The organism is Microcella alkaliphila (assembly GCF_002355395.1).
In the GTDB taxonomy this organism is placed as follows: Bacteria; Actinomycetota; Actinomycetes; order Actinomycetales; family Microbacteriaceae; genus Microcella; species Microcella alkaliphila_A.
Genome location: NZ_AP017315.1, coordinates 823,872 through 839,111 on the forward strand (window position 1 = coordinate 823,872; position 15,240 = coordinate 839,111).

Sequence of the window (15,240 nt, forward strand, 5' to 3'; positions counted from 1 at the left end):
CGCCCCAGCCGTCCCCAGTTGTAAGCGAGCAGCATCCCGATCAGGGGAGGGCGATCGCCCCGACGTACACCTGCCACGGTGTGGCGATCAGCAGTGGCCAGTTGCCCGGTACCCACGTGACCAGCAGCAACAGGATGAAAACCATCCCTAGAACGCTGCCGAGCACTTCCAGCGCGCCGTCGACGTTCGCCGTCCAGCGCCGCATCGCCATCCCGATCACAACGGGCAGGATCAGCAGGATCAGGCTGACCACGACGTTGCCGAGCGGGATCTCGATGTCGCCGGCGAGCGCGCCGCCGTAAACGAGTAGCAGCAGTGGGGTGAGTAGGATCGCGGCGAGGGTTGTCATGACCGTGACGATGACGCTTAGGGAGAGGTTCGCTTTGGCGAAGTAGGTGTAGAGATTTGATGTCGTACCGCCGGGCATGCACCCCATCAGTACCAGTGAGGTTCCCCCCGGACCGTAGAGGCATCAGCTATAAGGAGTAGCGATGTCTGAGAAGCGAACGCAGTACGACCGGGAGTTCCGTGAGGGAGCGGTCCGGATCGTCGAGGAGACCGGGAAGCCGATCGCGCAGGTAGCCATGTTCTTCGAGAGGGCAGAAGGTCAGTTGTTTCCGTGACGACGCTTGGAGACGACACGGCACCAGGCAAAGAACGTGTCGACGTCGGTCATCAGCACGTGCTTGTCGAGCGCTGTGTCGGCGAAAGCGTCGATGAGCATCCGCCTTTGGATGAGCAGGGTCTCCATGCCGGCCGCGTAAAGCACGAGGTCTGGGTCCTGCTGGGGGTGTCGCAGAGCTGGCCCATCGTCGACGCCCTGGTAGTACTCCTGATCGCCCCGGTCCAACACCCAGTCTCTGGGCGCGTTCGGGTTGCGAATGAGCCCCAACCATGTGAATTGGTTGATGTCTGCCGGCTCGCTGAGCTCTCGCAGTCTCCACGCCGGAGTTGCGGGGTTCGAGGCTGCCGCGTTTCTGAGCTCGAGTTCCTCTGAGTATGAGAACGCAATCAGCAACTCCTCCGGCGTGCTCTGATTGGCCGCAACGGCCGCCGCGATGTCCCTGTCGTCGGGCCCCGCTGTGTCGGCGAGCTGTCTCAGAGTGTCCGTGGGTGTTGTCGGGTTTCCGGCGACCCTCGTCCTGACCCCGAAGTCATCATCCATCGCCAATCGGGCAAGCGTGTCCTCGGCTGCGCGGGGGTTCGAGGCGACGGCGCGCCGAACCTTGCGTCGATCGCTCGCCGCCAATTTGGCGAGCTTCCCTGTCGACGACGAACGCCGCTTGGCCTTTCGCAGATCGGAACGCTTCCCCATCGGCTCCCGCCTTCCCGGCTCCGTGCACTTGGCGCGGCGCTCGACTCGTTTGGTCCGATGATGCCCTGGATCGCTGTTCGAGTCGAGGCGCCGGCCTTGGTCAGCGAATCTGGGCTGCTGCGACAGTCATACACGGGTGTCGCCCACATGCCTGTACATGAGCACGAGCCCCCAGACCCGTCAGCCCAAGGGTCTTCCCGTCGGTGGGCAGTTCGCTGCCGCTGACCGGGCCGAGTCCGGTGTCACCCTCGACTCCGCCGACGGTCGCGCCGCCGGCGATCTGACTGACCGCGAAATCCTCGACCAAGCGATCATGCTTGCTCGGATCGCCGGCAGCCGGGCGGGTTTGAACGAGCAGGACATCGAAGACATCGCTAAGGAGACGGTGTTCTGGGTGCTGCGCACGAAGAAGGCTAAGGGTGGCATCGTCACCGGCGGTTTGCTCCGTGTCGCCTCGCGCGCCCTGGTGTCCCGCATGGTTGACAGCCACATCCGCCATGGAGACTCTCGAGCGCTGACGATTCGGAAGCGCGTCGCCGCGGACCGCGAGCAGGAGCTCGGCCGCCATCTCGGCGCGGACGAACTCGACGAAATGGCCGCGAACATTCGCCCTAACTGGCAGAACCATCGCCACAAGCCCCGCATCGGCTTCCAGCACCAGGTGCGCTTCGCCTCAACCGAGGCGATGGGGGCTGTGTTCTCCGACGGCCACGCCGCCAAGAGCAACGACCCCGACGCGTGCGGCGTGCGCGCCCTGGCTGACAGTGTCGAAGACGGTCTCGTCCCCGCAGCTCAGGCGGGGTTGCACGTCTGGAACATCCTCGCCGCCGACAGCGGCGCTCATCTGTCGGTGCCAGGGATCATCGGCACCGCCGCGGATGCACGACGCATCAAGCGCGCCGTCCCGAACTCAGTCGACATCGCCACCGCATGCCTGGACGGAACCGCAACCCCCGAGCAGCAGACGGCGCTGTTCGCGCCGTTCGGCGGGGGACTCACCCCTCGGCAGCGGGCGCACATGGCCGCACGTTGACCGTTCGACCCTGAGTCGGCGACAGGCTGTGGCGTTCCGCTGTCGACTTCGCCGCATCAAAGGCTCCGCAGGCGGTTTTCGCCGCATCTGACATCACACAACCCTTCGCTTCTCGGCACTGGCGTTCCCTGCAGGGTGACGCGACCACGGCCTGGCCCATCGGGCGTTCGCTGCGCATCTCTCCGGGCGTGCGCCGCAACATTCGGTGTGCGTCGCGTGCATGGCGCGGGCGGTTTGGGATCGCGAGCAGGGAGCGGGTGCTGAACTCACCCATTCGCCGGTCGGGGTGGCGTCCCCTGTGGTGGTGTAGTTTCCCGGCTCGAGTGTCACGTTGAGAACGTGGTGAGCCATCGTGCGATGGTCAGTGAGTACCGATCAAAGTCACTCACAGGAAGACACAAACGCACGATGGCTCTTAACCAGTCTGCCCTCCTCGAGCTCCTCGGGGAACTGAAACTCACCGATGTCACCGACCGGATCCGGGTCGCGACCGAGACGCTCTACCAGGAGCTGATCGACGCCGAGGCTGCCGCGTTCATCGGCGCTGCCCCCTACGAACGTTCGGAGGGTCGGGTCGCGGTCCGCAACGGGACCCGACCCCGCACCCTTTCGACCACGGCCGGGGATCTCGATCTGCGGATCCCGAAGCTGCGCGCGGGGTCGTTCTTCCCGTCGCTGCTGGAACGCCGCCGCCGGGTCGACCAAGCCCTGTTTGCGGTCGTGATGGAGGCGTACGTCCACGGTGTCTCGACTCGCAAGGTCGACGACCTCGTCAAAGCGCTCGGCGCCGACACCGGGATCTCCAAGTCCGAGGTGTCGCGGATCTGCGCCAACCTGGACGAGGATGTCGCCGCGTTCCGAGACCGCCCGCTCGCCGACACCACGTACCCGTACGTGTTCCTCGACGCGACCTACTGCAAAGCGAGGGTCGGCCGGCGTGTCGTCTCTCAAGCCGTCGTCGTCGCCATCGGCGTCGCCGCGGACGGGCGCAGGGAAGTGCTGGGCTTCGAGGTCGGCGACACCGAGTCGCAGCCGTTCTGGACGACGTTTCTCCGCTCCCTCAAGGCCCGCGGCCTCGACGGGGTCAAGCTGGTCATCAGCGACGCCCATACCGGACTGATCGCTGCGATTGAGACGGTGTTCCAAGGCTCCGGCTGGCAGAGATGCAGGGTGCATTTCATGCGGAACGTGCTCTCCCAGGTCCCGAAGACCGCCGGCCCGATGGTCGCGTCGATCATCCGCACCATCTTCGCCCAACCCGACACAGAGCACGTCTTCGCGCAGTTCCACGAAGTCACCCGGATGCTCACCCGCTCGCACCCGAAGATCGCGGACATGCTCGAAGAGGCGAAGAACGACATCCTCGCGTTCTGCGGATTCCCGCAGCAGCACTGGCGGCAGATCTGGTCCACGAACCCGCTCGAGCGGGTGAACAAGGAGATCAAGCGCCGCACCGATGTCGTCGGCACGTTCCCGAACCCGGCGGCGCTGCTGCGCCTCGCCGGACACGTCCTCATCGAGCAACACGACGAATGGGACGGGGCCGACCGCCGTTACTTCAGCGAGCACTCCATGAAGCTCCTCAACGTCGAAAAAGAGGAGGTCGCGATCCCCGAACTCGCTGCGGCATAATCACAGAAGCTGATCCCGCACGTTGTTGAGAAACTCCACCACTCAAAGGGACGTCACCCCGGTCGGCCAGTGTTGCCTGCATTGCTAGCAGGAAATGTCATGGCCACTCTCACCATTCGTAACCTTCCCGAGCCGGTTCGCCGAGGCCTCAAGCAGCGTGCTGCCGCGCACAATCGATCGATGGAGGCCGAGGTGCGCGCGATCCTCGAGGAGGCAACCGTGCAGCGCCCCGATTTCGTCAACCAGTGGGTCGCCGCGACGGAGAGTCTGAGAGGCGAGTTCACTGTGCCCGAGCGCACTGCTCCACGGCCGGTTGAGTTGCCGTGATCGTTGTTGACACGAACGTTTTCTCTGAGACGCTGAAGTCGTCCCCCGACGAGGGAGTGATGCGCTGGTTGGCGAGTCACGCCGATGAGGTTGCCACCACAGCAATCACGGTGGCCGAGCTCAGGTTTGGCGCTTTTCGTCTGCCAGAGGGTCAACGCAGGGCGGCAATTCTCGGTGCTGTTGACGCATTGGTTGACGCAGCTGGCGAGCGGGTTCTGGCATTCGACGTCACGGCGGCACACCACTTCGCGGTGCTCCGAGCACAGCGAGAGGCTGCCGGTCGGGTCGTCAGTGTCGAGGACACGATGATCGCCGCGATCTGCCGGGCAGGTTCTCACCAGCTAGCGACCCGGAACGTGAGGGACTTCGACGATGCGGGGGTCGATTTCGTCAATCCGTGGGAGGCATCCACCCCGTGATTCTCCGCTCGCTTACGACGGACGACACGTCGCTCGCGCCGGACTGGCTGCGTGGGCGCCGCATGCTGCCCGACCGCTGGCGTGATGAGCACACCCGCACGCTCATTGCAGAAGACGGGGCGGGGGAGCCGATCGGTGCGGCGACAATGTGGACGTCTCCGGTGCATCCCGATCGATACAGCGTCGACCTCGTTGTCGCGCCCGACCATCGGCGTGCAGGCATCGCAACCGCGCTACTCGAGGCGCTCACCGAGCTCCAGCCCGAGCCCAAGCGCTTCATCTGGGGGGCCGCCGAGACTGACCCCGCGCACGGCTTCGCCGCGACCTTCGGCGCACGCACGATCCAGCGCGCCCCGCTCGACACGTTTCAGACTTCGCGCGCTGTGCGTCTGCGGCCGCCCGACGACATTGCATCGGCGGCCGCAGTATCGCGAGTCGCTCTCGAGCAGGCGTGGGTCGACATGTACGAGTGGACCCACGCTGACTGGCACCCGGTGGAACCGGATACGCGGGCTGCGTTGGTGGAGGATCTGTGGGACGAGATCGACCCCCACCTCTCGTCGATCGCTGTTTCGGCAACCGGCGCAATCGACGCCGTGCTGCTCGTCTTCATCGATGGCGGTCAGCCGGTCGTCGCGGGCGAGACGGTCTCGCGTGACACCCCCGGCCGGCACGCGACTGCTCGAGGGTTGCGCGCGTCGAACGTTCAACCTGTTGGCCGGCGCGGGGTTCGCCGAAACCCTGCTCGACGCCCACGAGACCGATCCCCACTTTGCGCCACTGTTCGATGCTTTGGGGCCGGTCACGCGTTGGCACCGCATCGTCGAGTTCCGCCCCTAACGTCGCTCACGCCGAAATCGTGCGCCCACGAACGACCTACGGCAGAATGGCCTCCAGCGGTTCGACGGCGCCCGCACAACGGGGCCGCGCGCACCGCTGAGCCCGTCCGGGCCCTGCGCGCCCCACCCGTGGCGCCGCATCCCGGCTAGCCCCAGGAGCCGCCGTGAGCATCCCCGTCGCCCTCGCCTCCCCCCTGGCTGAGCGCACTTACATCTCAGTTCTCGACCTGTTTCGGGTCGGCATCGGACCCTCCAGCTCGCACACGGTCGGCCCGCTGCGCGCCGCCCGCGCCTTTGTCGACGAACTCGCCGCCAGCAGCCAGCTCGACGCCGTCGCCCGCGTCGAGTGCGTGCTGTTTGGTTCGCTCGGCTCGACGGGCGCCGGCCACGGAACCCCCGGCGCCGTGCTCGCCGGACTCGCCGGCTGTGACGTCGAGACGGTTACCCGCGACGATGTCGCGCGCGTGACCGCCGACGCAGACAACGGGATGCTCGCCCTGCGCACCACCCACCCCGTCGCCTTCGCAGACGGCTGGCTCCGCTTCGCGCCGCGCGAGCTGAAGCCGCGCCACCCCAACGCCCTGACCCTCACCGCGTTCGATGCGGATGGCGTTCCCCTCCGCGCGGACACCTACTACTCGGTGGGCGGCGGCTTCGTCGAGCACGACGGGGACGACCCGGCCGCGCTCGCCCGCGCTGCGAGCCCGCGCGTCCCCTACCCGTTCGCGACGATGGTCGAACTGCTCGCGCTGTGCCGCCAGCACGGGCTGAGCATCGCCGAGCTGGCGCGCGCGAACGAGGCGGCGATCCGTGGGGAGGCCGAGACGAGCATCCGGGTGGCGGCGATCGCGGAGGCGATGAACGCCTGCATCGACGCGGGCCTCACCGAGTCGGGCACGCTGCCCGGCAGCCTGCACGTGACGCGCCGAGCCGCCGCCATGGCGGCGCGACTGCGCGACCTCGATGCCGCGCCGACCCGCGACACGAGCCTCGAGTGGCTACAGGCGTACGCGATCGCGGTCAACGAAGAGAACGCGGCGGGCGGGCGGGTCGTCACGGCGCCGACGAATGGGGCGGCGGGCATCATCCCGGCGGTCATGCGGCACGCGCTCGACGTGATCCCCGAGGCCGCCGCCGACCCGACCCGCGCGCAGAAGGAGTTTCTGCTCGTCGCCGGCGCGATCGGCGCCCTCATCAAGTCAAACGCGTCGATCTCGGGCGCCGAGGCGGGCTGCCAGGGTGAGGTCGGCTCGGCGGCATCGATGGCCGCGGCTGGCTTCGCGCACCTGCTCGGCGGCAGCAACGAGCAGGTCGAGAACGCCGCCGAGATCGCCATGGAACATTCGCTCGGCCTCACCTGCGACCCCGTCGCCGGCCTCGTGCAGCTGCCCTGCATCGAGCGCAACGCGATCGGCGCCGGCAAGGCGGTCGCCGCCGCGCGTCTCGCGATGAACGGCGACGGCACGCACCTGATCAGCTTTGACACGGTCGTTGAGACCATGCGGCAGACCGGGCTCGACATGTCGAGCAAGTACAAGGAGACGTCCGAGGGCGGGCTCGCCGTCAACGTCGTCGAGTGCTGACCGAGCGCAGGCTGCGAGGGTTCGCGACCCGCCGCGATTGCGCCCGGCGGCCGATTCTGGGCGCGATTCTGGGCCGTCACATCTTTCCTGCGAAAAAGGATGCTCGTCGCAGTTTTCCCTGGTCAGAGGCAAGAAAAGTGCGCCGCGGCCTGGCTATGGTGGCCAGACACGCCAGCTGACGAAGGGACGCGTGAATCACCATGTCAGGAAAATCGCCCCGAACATCCTCGGCCAAAAAAGAGGCGAAGCTCACGATCAAAGAGAAGCGCGAGCTGAAGCGAGAAAAGGCGCAGGCCGCCGTCGTGAAGCCGCGCAAGTCGCGTTAGATCGGCATCGCCGTCTGGGCATCACCCACCGTGCGTCACACAGCCCCCTTCGCCACGCGGCGAAGGGGGCTGTGTCACGTCATCAGCCGAACGGCTCGGTGGCGACGATGCTGATGCGCTGCTCGCCGGACGGTGCGACGAAGGTGACGGCGTCGCCCACGTAGTGGCCGTTGATGGCGGTACCGAGCGGCGACGTCGGCGAATACACGTCGATCTCGAGGCTCGAGTCGAGTTCGCTCAAGGTGCGGCTGCCGAGCAGGAAGGTCGTCTCGCTGCCGTCCGAGTCAAAGCGGATTGTCACGATCATGCCCGGTTCGACGAGCCCGTCGTCGGGCATCTGCCCGACGACAACGTTGCGCAGCAGCTCGCGAAGCTCGCGCGCTCGCACGACGACCGCATTGCTCGGCTCGGCGACGGCCTCGCACTCGGCCAGTTCGGCCTCGAGCCGCTCGCGCGCAGCCAGCGTCATCCAGATCTTTTCCGACGTCATGCCGTCACTTCTCCTTGCAGTACAGCCGGTGCCATCACCACACATGAGGCAAAACGGCCATCGTAGCCCGAATACTGAGCTGGGTGGGCCGCGCGGTCAGCGCGAGCAGCTCAATCGACGCCGACCTCGCGAACGCGGGGCGCTCGCGCTGACAGAATGGTCGGCATGACCGACCAGCGCCTCGCCGTCATCGTGCTCGCCGCGGGAGCCGGAACCCGCATGAAGTCGCGCACCCCGAAAGTGCTGCACCGCATCGCCGGAACCCCGCTCATCGGTCACGTGCTCGCCACCGCCCAGGCGCTCGTGCCGGCGCACATCGTCGCCGTCGTGCGGCACGAGCGCGAACGGGTCGCCGCCGCGGTCAGCGAGCTCGCGCCCGAGGCGCACATCGTCGACCAGGACGACATTCCGGGCACCGGCCGCGCCGCCGAGGTCGCCCTCGACGCCCTGCCCGCCGGCTTCGACGGCGACGTGCTCATCGTCTCGGGTGACGTTCCGCTGCTCGACGCCGACACCCTCGCCGAGCTGGTCGCCGCCCACCGCGAGCAGAACGCCGCCGCGACCGTGCTGAGCGCGCACCTCGACGACGCGACCGGGTACGGGCGCGTGATTCGCGCATCCGACGGAGCGCTCGATCGAATCGTCGAGCACAAAGACGCGACCGACGCAGAACGCGCCGTCACCGAGATCAATTCGGGCACGTACGTGGTGAACGCGGATGCTCTGCGCCGCTCGCTCGCGCACGTCACCACCGACAACGCGCAGGCCGAGAAATACCTCACCGACGTCATCGGCGTGCTGCGCGGCGAGGGCGCGACGGTCGCCGCGATCCCGGTCGCCGAGGCGTGGCTGGTCGGCGGCGTCAACGACCGCGTGCAGCTGCAGGAGGCCGCCGCCCGCCTCAACGCGCTCATCGTGCGCGGCTGGCAGATGGCCGGCGTCACGATCCACGACCCGGCCACCACCTGGATCGAGCGCGGCGTCGTGCTTGAGGCTGACAGCGAGCTGCTGCCCAACGTGCAGCTGCGTGGCACCACCATCGTGCGTTCGGGCGCCGTGGTCGGCCCCGATTCCACCCTCACCGACGTCGAGGTCGGGGCGGATGCGAAGGTCGCGCGCACCGACGCGACCAGCGCGGTGATCGGAGCGCGCGCATCCGTCGGGCCGTTCTCGTACCTGCGACCCGGAACCGTCGTCGGGGAAGACGGGAAAATTGGCACCTTCGTTGAGACGAAGAACGCCGTGCTCGGCGCGGGCACGAAGGTGCCGCACCTGTCGTACATCGGCGACACCACCGTCGGCGAGGGCTCGAACATTGGCGCCGGCACCATCACCGCCAACTACGACGGCGTGAACAAGCACAAAACCGTCGTCGGCTCGCACGTGCGCACCGGCTCGCACAACGTGTTCGTGGCCCCCGTTAGGATTGGCGACGGAGCGTACACGGGTGCGGGCACGGTTGTTCGGAAGGACGTTCCGGCGGGGGCGCTCGCCGTGACGGCCGCCTCGCAGCGGATCGTCGAGCGGTGGGTCGCGGCCAACCGCCCCGGCACGGCGGCGGCCGACGCAGCGGCAGCGGCGCAGGCCGCGGCCGAGCAGAACGACAACAGCTAAGCCACCCGAGAAACGCACCAAGACCGGCGAGAAGTACCAATGCCGCAGCGGCGGCAGAAGGCGAGCACGACGTGGCCAGCATCAAAATCACCGGTCAGAAGAAGCTGGTCCTCGTGACGGGGCGCGCGCATCCGCAGCTCGCTCACGACATCGCGACCGCCCTCGAAACCGACGTCGTGCCGACCGACGCGCGCACCTTCGCCAACGGCGAGATCTACGCCCGCTACGGCGAGAGCGTGCGCGGCTGCGATGCCTTCGTGATTCAGTCGCACGCGAACCCCATCAACGAGGCGCTCATGGAGCAACTCATCATGGTGGATGCGCTCAAGCGCGCCTCGGCAAAGCGCATCACCGTCGTCGCCCCCTTCTACCCGTACTCGCGGCAAGACAAGAAGGGTCGCGGCCGCGAGCCCATCTCCGCGCGCCTCGTCGCCGACCTGTTCAAGGCAGCCGGTGCCGACCGCATCATGAGCGTCGACCTGCACGCCGCCCAGATTCAAGGCTTCTTCGACGGGCCCGTCGACCACCTGTTCGCCATGCCGGTGCTGCTCGAGCACTTCCGCGCGAAGCTCGACGCGTCGACCCTGACCGTCGTGTCGCCCGACATGGGGCGCGTGCGCGTCGCCGACATCTGGAGTGACAAGCTCGGGGCGCCGCTCGCGATCATCCACAAGCGGCGCGACCCGCTCGTGCCGAACCAGGTCTCGGTGCACGAGATCGTCGGTGACGTCGAGGGGCGGGTCTGCCTGCTCGTCGACGACATGATCGACACCGGGCGCACCATCGTGAAGGCGGCCGAGGCTCTGAAGAAGAACGGCGCCATCGGGGTTGTCGTCGCCGCCACGCACGCGATTTTCTCGCCGCCGGCCTTCGACATCCTCCAGAGCGAGTTCATCGACAGCGTCGTCGTCACCGACACCCTGCCGGTGCCGGAAGACAAGCGCTGGGACCGCCTCACCGTGCTGCCGATCGCACCGCTCATCGCGCGGGCGATCCACGAGGTGTTCGACGATGGCTCGGTCACCTCGATGTTCGACGGCGCCGCCTAGGCGCGGCGCGGCGACCGCCCGGGTCGACTAACGACGGCCGCCCCGGTCAGGGGTTACAGGCGTCGCAATACTGCGGGTCTGCCGTCGTTCTGCCCGGGATGTCGTGCACCTCGCGGTGCTCGCAGCGCGGGCAGCCGTACACGTGAGCGCGTGCCATGGCAGTGGGCAGCCAGCACACCGCACACGGGAGCCCGCGCACGGTCTCGACCCGCCCGAATCCCGGGCATCCACACACCGGGCAGAGCACTGCTGCGCGCTGCGCGAGGTCCTGAGCGGCCTCGGCGATGCGCTCCATCCGTCGAGGGTTGGCGTGGGCGCGCAGGTCGGATTCGACGGCGACCGCCCCGTCGTCAGAGAGCTCGCGCGCCCAGTCGAAGGCAAGCCGCAACTCGTCACGGTCGCGAACGCCCTTCCAGAAGCGCGGGTCGTCGAGCGCGTTCGGGCGAACCACGAGCCAGTGGGTGGGAAACCCGGCGCGATCGGCGATGCCGTCCAGCTCTTCCCCCGTGCGGGCGATCCCGTGGACGTGCGGTGAGGGCCCGTCGGCGATCCCGACGATCTCAATGTCGCGATCGCGATCGACCAGCATGATGAGCTCGCGGTTGTGGCTGACGAATCCGAGCAGCGGATGGCGGTCGAATGAGCCTTCGCTGCCGAGCCCGATCGGATGTCCCGACAGCTCAATGGCCGTCAACGCCTTGGTGCGCGCTGCCTCCCACTGGGTTCCTGCACGATCGACGTCGCGGGTGAACGTGCCCAGTTGATCGGTGTCGAAGCCCTCGACACGGGCGACGGTGCAACCGAGTGCCGGCTCGAGCGCCGCCGCGACGACCGCTTCTTTCCCGTGCTGCGTGAGGAAGCCGACCGTCAACCGGTGGTAGGGGTGAGACATGGGAGGCCTTAGGTTCCGGTGCGAGGTTCCAGGCTGGGGCGGCCCGGTATCAGCCCGAGCACAGCGATGCGCACCTCGCCGGCGGGCGACAGGGCGTAACAGTTCCAGCCGAGTAGCCGCGGGTCGGTGAGCTCGAAGGCGATGCGAGAGGGCACTCCGGGTGCTGCATAGAAGTCGACCGCCATTCGGCAGGCCTGCGCGGCGGTGTTGCGCGCGACCGACCACGTACCGAGCGCTCCCGGAATCACGAGCGCCAGCATCGCCACAATGCTCACCCAGCGGAGGACACGTCGGCGCCGCTCCCACGGTGACAGGCCCGCGCTGGAGTCGCGGTCGGGGTCGTCGGGCCACTCGCGCAGCTCGATCGGGTCGTCGTTCATCGCGCCCAGTCTGGCACGCGCTCCCTGCTCGCCCCCTGCGCCGGGTAGGGTTCAGCCCATGCCCGCGGAACCCGAAACCGCAGACGAGAGCACGCCACACCCCACCGCCGTACCCGCGGCCCACGGTGCCCTGGCGCGCCGTGTTCGCCTGCCCGGCGCGATCGGCATCGGCCTCGCCTCGATGATCGGCGCGGGCCTGTTCGCCGTCTGGGGTCCGGCGACCGACGCCGCTCGCAGCGGCTTGCTCGTCGCCCTGGTCGCGGCAGCGGTGATCGCGACGCTGAACGCCTTCAGTTCGGCGCAGCTCGCGATGGCGCACCCGGCGGCGGGCGGCGCCTACGCGTTCGGCCGCCGCTACGTCGGCCCGTGGACGGGCTTCACCGCCGGTTGGCTGTTCGTCACGGGCAAGACAGCGTCGGCCGCGGCCATTGCGTCGATCGCCGCCGCCTACCTGTACCCACCCGCGCCGGTCCCGGTGGCCGTCGGACTGATCGTCGTGTTCGCCGCCCTCAACATGTCGGGCGTGCGTACGACGGCCCGCGTGTCGATCGCGATCGTTGCGGTCGTCCTTGCGGGCCTTGCCGTCCTCCTCGTGGTGGCGGTGTCGGGCGGCACGGCGGCCGATCTCGATCCGGTGACGAGCATCCTGAACCCGACGAGCCCGTACGGGGTGCTGCAGGGCGCTGCGCTGCTGTTCTTCGCGTTCGCCGGCTACGCGCGCATGGCGACGCTGGGCGAGGAGGTCGTCGAGCCGCGCCGCACCCTCCCGCGCGCCATCTTCATCGCGCTCGGCATCGTGCTGGCGCTGTACGCGGCGGTCGCCGTGCTGCTCGTGTCGACGCTTGGGGTGAACCGGCTCGCCGGCAGCGTGACCCCGCTCGCCGACGCGCTCGACCCCGCGTGGACGCCCCTCGTCGTGGCCGTCGCCGGCATCGCCTGCCTCGGCTCGCTGGTCGGCATTCTCGCCGGCCTCAGCCGCTCGAGTCTTGCCATGGCGCGCGAGCGCGACCTTCCGGGGCTCCTTGCCCGCATCTCGCCACGCACAAACGCCCCGATCGTCGCCGAGGCGGTCATCGCCGGCATGGCGATCCTCATCGTCGTGCTGCTCGAGCCCGCCCAGTTGGTCGCCGCGTCGAGCTCGGCCGTGCTGCTCTACTACGCGGTCGCCCACCTGTCGGCCCTGCGCCAGCCGGCCGCCGAGCGCTGGCAGCCCCGAGCGGTGGGCATTGCCGGGCTCGTCGGATGCGTGGTGCTGGTCGCCGCCCTGCCGCCGATCTCGATTCTCGGAACCGCCGCCCTGCTCGCCGTCGGCCTCCTGCTGCGGATGCTCGCGGTGCGCCTCCGCGCCCGCTCCGTCGTCGAGGGGGGCGCGCGGTGACGGCCGGCGCTGCACACCACGGCGCCGCACCCGCCGACATCGTTCCGGCGATGCCGACCGACCTGTGTGAGCCGCACGGAGCCGCGATCATCGGCCACGGACCCTACGATGCGCGCTTCCCCGTGTCGGCGTTCGCGTCCGCGTCGGTGGCGACGTTCGCGACGGCGGCCGCTGAGTTGGTGGGCGGCGAGGCGACCCCGCTCGTCGACGCGCGCCTCGCCTCCGCCTGGTTCGACCGGGCGGTGCGGCTGCGCGAGGCCCAGCCGTCGCCGTGGCACCCGCTGAGCGGCGACTATCGCGCCGCCGACCGGTGGGTGCGCCTGCACATGAACGTGCCGGCTCACCGGGCGGCGGCGTTGGAGGCCCTCGGCGTGTTTCGCGTCGTCCCCGAGGGGGAACCCCCGCACGAACCCGACCGCAACGAGGTGGCCGCAGCCGTCGAGGGCTGGTCGGCGCTCGAGCTGGAGGAGGCCGTTGTGGCGGCGGGCGGGTGCGCGGCGGTGTTGCGGTCCGCGAACGAGTGGGCCGAGCATCCGCAGGGCCGCGCGGTCGCGGAGCAGCCGCTCGTCACCGTGGTGCGCGGGGGGCGCAGTGAGCGTGAATGGCCCGCGGGGTCGCCCGAGCGGCCGCTGGCGGGCGTGCGGGTGCTCGACCTGACCCGCGTGATTGCTGGCCCCGTCGCGACCCGCGCCCTCGCGCTGCTCGGTGCGGACGTGCTGCGTCTCGACCCGCCCGACTGGGAGGAGCCGGCGCTCGAGCCCGACATGACTCTCGGCAAGCGCTGCGCCCGGCTCGATGCTCACGAGGTGGAGGGTGCCGCGACGCTGGCCGCGCTCATCGCGGAGAGCCACGTGCTTGTGCACGGTCTGCGCCCGGGAGCGCTCGACGCGCTCGGCCTCGACGCCGCTACTCGTGCCAGCCTGCGCCCCGGGCTCGTCGAGGTTCAGGTCAGCGCCTACGGCCCCACCGGCCCGTGGGCCGAGCGTCGGGGCTTCGACAGTCTCGTACAGCTGGTCACGGGCATCGCGGATGCGCGTGGCGACACCGCGCCCGACGCCGCGCCGGTTGCCCTGCCCGTGCAGGCCCTCGACCACGCGACCGGCTGGCTCGCCGCGACCGCCGCCGTGCGGGGCGTCGCACACGCGCGTGCGACGGGGGAGGGCAGTGCCAGCTACCTGTCGCTCGCGCGCACCGCGCACGAGTTGCAGCGCATGGCGGGGGAGCGTGCCGACAGCGAGACCGCGCCCCCGCCCGCGCCCGTGTCCGCGCGTGACGCTGACGACGCGGAGTTCCCCGCGCATCCCGTCGACACCGCCTGGGGCGTTGTTGACGTGCTGGCCGCGCCGTTGTCGATCGCCGGCGTGCACGTCGAGGCGCTGCATCCGCCGCGTCCGCTCGGCAGTGACGCCCCCGACTGGGCGCCGCTCGACGCGCCCGCCCGACGCGAGCGCAGCGCCGACGCGGTGTCCGTGCCGCGGCGCCGCATTCCCGTCTGGGCGGCGCTCAGCGGCCTGCTCGTGTGGGCCGGGCAGGGGGTGCCGCTGACGCTGGGCGCCGCGATGCTCGGCACCGCCGTGCCGAACCCCGGCTGGTGGACCTCACCCGTGTGGGTTGCCGGTGCGGCGGCGCAGGCTCTCGCCCTCCTGCTGACCTGGTTCGCCCTCTCACGCGTCACGAACGTGGTGGGCGTGCTCGCCGCGACCATTCCACTCGGGATGCTCGCGCACGTCTCCGCCGCGACCGCCGTCGCGCTCGTCACCGGCGCCGCATCCCCGCCCGCGCTCGACGCGGGGCTGAACCTGCTCGCGCTGCACTGGGCGAGCGGAGCGGCGCTGATCGCGGCGAGTATCCCGATTCTGTTGATGCTCACGCCTCTGGGCGCGGGGGCCGGCGCGCTGAATCGCCGCGCGTTCGCGCCGCGGTACGCGCGCCGGGGCCGCGGCCGCCGCGCCGCCTGAGCGAC

Annotated in this window: 17 protein-coding genes and 1 pseudogene; 12 read left to right on the plus strand and 6 right to left on the minus strand. The window is 69.4% G+C overall.

The window, feature by feature from the left end; all coding sequences use genetic code 11:
* Positions 1 to 40: 40 nt before the first annotated feature.
* Positions 41 to 445 (minus strand): bile acid:sodium symporter, encoded by a 405-nt coding sequence (locus CPY97_RS03985; protein WP_331716236.1) that lies wholly within the window; start codon positions 443 to 445, stop codon positions 41 to 43.
* A gap of 46 nt (positions 446 to 491) precedes the next feature.
* Between CPY97_RS03985 and CPY97_RS13795 the strand changes: the two genes are divergently transcribed.
* Positions 492 to 623: a hypothetical protein gene (locus CPY97_RS13795; RefSeq protein ID WP_269457836.1), complete on the plus strand. Its 132-nt coding sequence runs from the start codon at positions 492 to 494 to the stop codon at positions 621 to 623.
* On the opposite strand, the gene CPY97_RS03990 is transcribed toward CPY97_RS13795, so the two are convergent.
* Positions 608 to 1,165: a hypothetical protein gene (locus CPY97_RS03990; protein ID WP_096420887.1), complete on the minus strand. Its 558-nt coding sequence runs from the start codon at positions 1,163 to 1,165 to the stop codon at positions 608 to 610. The genes CPY97_RS13795 and CPY97_RS03990 overlap by 16 nt on opposite strands.
* A pseudogene (locus CPY97_RS13865) lies at positions 1,166 to 1,315 on the minus strand (hypothetical protein); the annotation flags it as partial.
* A gap of 157 nt (positions 1,316 to 1,472) precedes the next feature.
* Between CPY97_RS13865 and CPY97_RS03995 the strand changes: the two are divergent.
* The 7 genes from CPY97_RS03995 (at position 1,473) to CPY97_RS13800 (ending at position 7,474) form a co-directional block, all read left to right on the plus strand.
* Positions 1,473 to 2,348 (plus strand): hypothetical protein, encoded by an 876-nt coding sequence (locus tag CPY97_RS03995; RefSeq protein WP_150129187.1) that lies wholly within the window; start codon positions 1,473 to 1,475, stop codon positions 2,346 to 2,348.
* Positions 2,349 to 2,756: 408 nt separating this feature from the next.
* Positions 2,757 to 3,980: an IS256 family transposase gene (locus tag CPY97_RS04000; RefSeq protein ID WP_096420889.1), complete on the plus strand. Its 1,224-nt coding sequence runs from the start codon at positions 2,757 to 2,759 to the stop codon at positions 3,978 to 3,980.
* 99 nt (positions 3,981 to 4,079) lie between these two features.
* Positions 4,080 to 4,307 carry a FitA-like ribbon-helix-helix domain-containing protein gene (locus CPY97_RS04005; RefSeq protein WP_096420890.1) on the plus strand — a complete coding sequence of 76 codons (228 nt, stop codon included), beginning with the start codon at positions 4,080 to 4,082 and terminating at the stop codon, positions 4,305 to 4,307.
* Positions 4,304 to 4,726, plus strand: a complete 423-nt coding sequence (locus CPY97_RS04010; protein ID WP_096420891.1) for a type II toxin-antitoxin system VapC family toxin — start codon at positions 4,304 to 4,306, stop codon at positions 4,724 to 4,726. The genes CPY97_RS04005 and CPY97_RS04010 overlap by 4 nt, the downstream gene beginning before the upstream one ends.
* Positions 4,705 to 5,715, plus strand: a complete 1,011-nt coding sequence (locus CPY97_RS04015; protein WP_096420892.1) for a GNAT family N-acetyltransferase — start codon at positions 4,705 to 4,707, stop codon at positions 5,713 to 5,715. Before CPY97_RS04010 ends, CPY97_RS04015 begins: the two co-directional genes overlap by 22 nt.
* 14 nt (positions 5,716 to 5,729) lie before the next feature.
* Positions 5,730 to 7,148 carry an L-serine ammonia-lyase gene (locus CPY97_RS04020; RefSeq protein WP_269457837.1) on the plus strand — a complete coding sequence of 473 codons (1,419 nt, stop codon included), beginning with the start codon at positions 5,730 to 5,732 and terminating at the stop codon, positions 7,146 to 7,148.
* 200 nt (positions 7,149 to 7,348) lie between these two features.
* The gene (locus CPY97_RS13800) at positions 7,349 to 7,474 is read left to right on the plus strand and encodes a hypothetical protein (RefSeq protein ID WP_269457838.1); all 126 of its coding nucleotides are present in this window, start codon (positions 7,349 to 7,351) and stop codon (positions 7,472 to 7,474) included.
* Positions 7,475 to 7,556: 82 nt separating this feature from the next.
* Here the strand turns inward: CPY97_RS13800 and CPY97_RS04025 are convergent, their stop codons facing one another.
* Positions 7,557 to 7,964 (minus strand): GreA/GreB family elongation factor, encoded by a 408-nt coding sequence (locus CPY97_RS04025; RefSeq protein WP_197702252.1) that lies wholly within the window; start codon positions 7,962 to 7,964, stop codon positions 7,557 to 7,559.
* Between the two features lie 165 nt (positions 7,965 to 8,129).
* Between CPY97_RS04025 and glmU the strand changes: the two genes are divergently transcribed.
* Positions 8,130 to 9,578, plus strand: a complete 1,449-nt coding sequence (gene glmU, locus CPY97_RS04030) for a bifunctional UDP-N-acetylglucosamine diphosphorylase/glucosamine-1-phosphate N-acetyltransferase GlmU (RefSeq protein WP_096423325.1) — start codon at positions 8,130 to 8,132, stop codon at positions 9,576 to 9,578.
* A gap of 71 nt (positions 9,579 to 9,649) precedes the next feature.
* Positions 9,650 to 10,627: a ribose-phosphate diphosphokinase gene (locus CPY97_RS04035; protein WP_096420894.1), complete on the plus strand. Its 978-nt coding sequence runs from the start codon at positions 9,650 to 9,652 to the stop codon at positions 10,625 to 10,627.
* 46 nt (positions 10,628 to 10,673) lie between these two features.
* On the opposite strand, the gene CPY97_RS04040 is transcribed toward CPY97_RS04035, so the two are convergent.
* Entirely contained in the window at positions 10,674 to 11,519 is an 846-nt protein-coding gene (locus CPY97_RS04040) for a DUF6671 family protein (RefSeq protein WP_096420895.1), read from the minus strand.
* Positions 11,520 to 11,527: 8 nt separating this feature from the next.
* Positions 11,528 to 11,899 carry a hypothetical protein gene (locus CPY97_RS04045; protein WP_096420896.1) on the minus strand — a complete coding sequence of 124 codons (372 nt, stop codon included), beginning with the start codon at positions 11,897 to 11,899 and terminating at the stop codon, positions 11,528 to 11,530.
* 58 nt (positions 11,900 to 11,957) lie between these two features.
* Between CPY97_RS04045 and CPY97_RS04050 the strand changes: the two genes are divergently transcribed.
* Together CPY97_RS04050 and CPY97_RS04055 are read left to right on the plus strand one after the other, a co-directional pair.
* Positions 11,958 to 13,277 carry an APC family permease gene (locus tag CPY97_RS04050; protein WP_096420897.1) on the plus strand — a complete coding sequence of 440 codons (1,320 nt, stop codon included), beginning with the start codon at positions 11,958 to 11,960 and terminating at the stop codon, positions 13,275 to 13,277.
* The gene (locus CPY97_RS04055) at positions 13,274 to 15,235 is read left to right on the plus strand and encodes a CoA transferase (protein ID WP_197702253.1); all 1,962 of its coding nucleotides are present in this window, start codon (positions 13,274 to 13,276) and stop codon (positions 15,233 to 15,235) included. The genes CPY97_RS04050 and CPY97_RS04055 overlap by 4 nt, the downstream gene beginning before the upstream one ends.
* Positions 15,236 to 15,240: the final 5 nt, after the last annotated feature.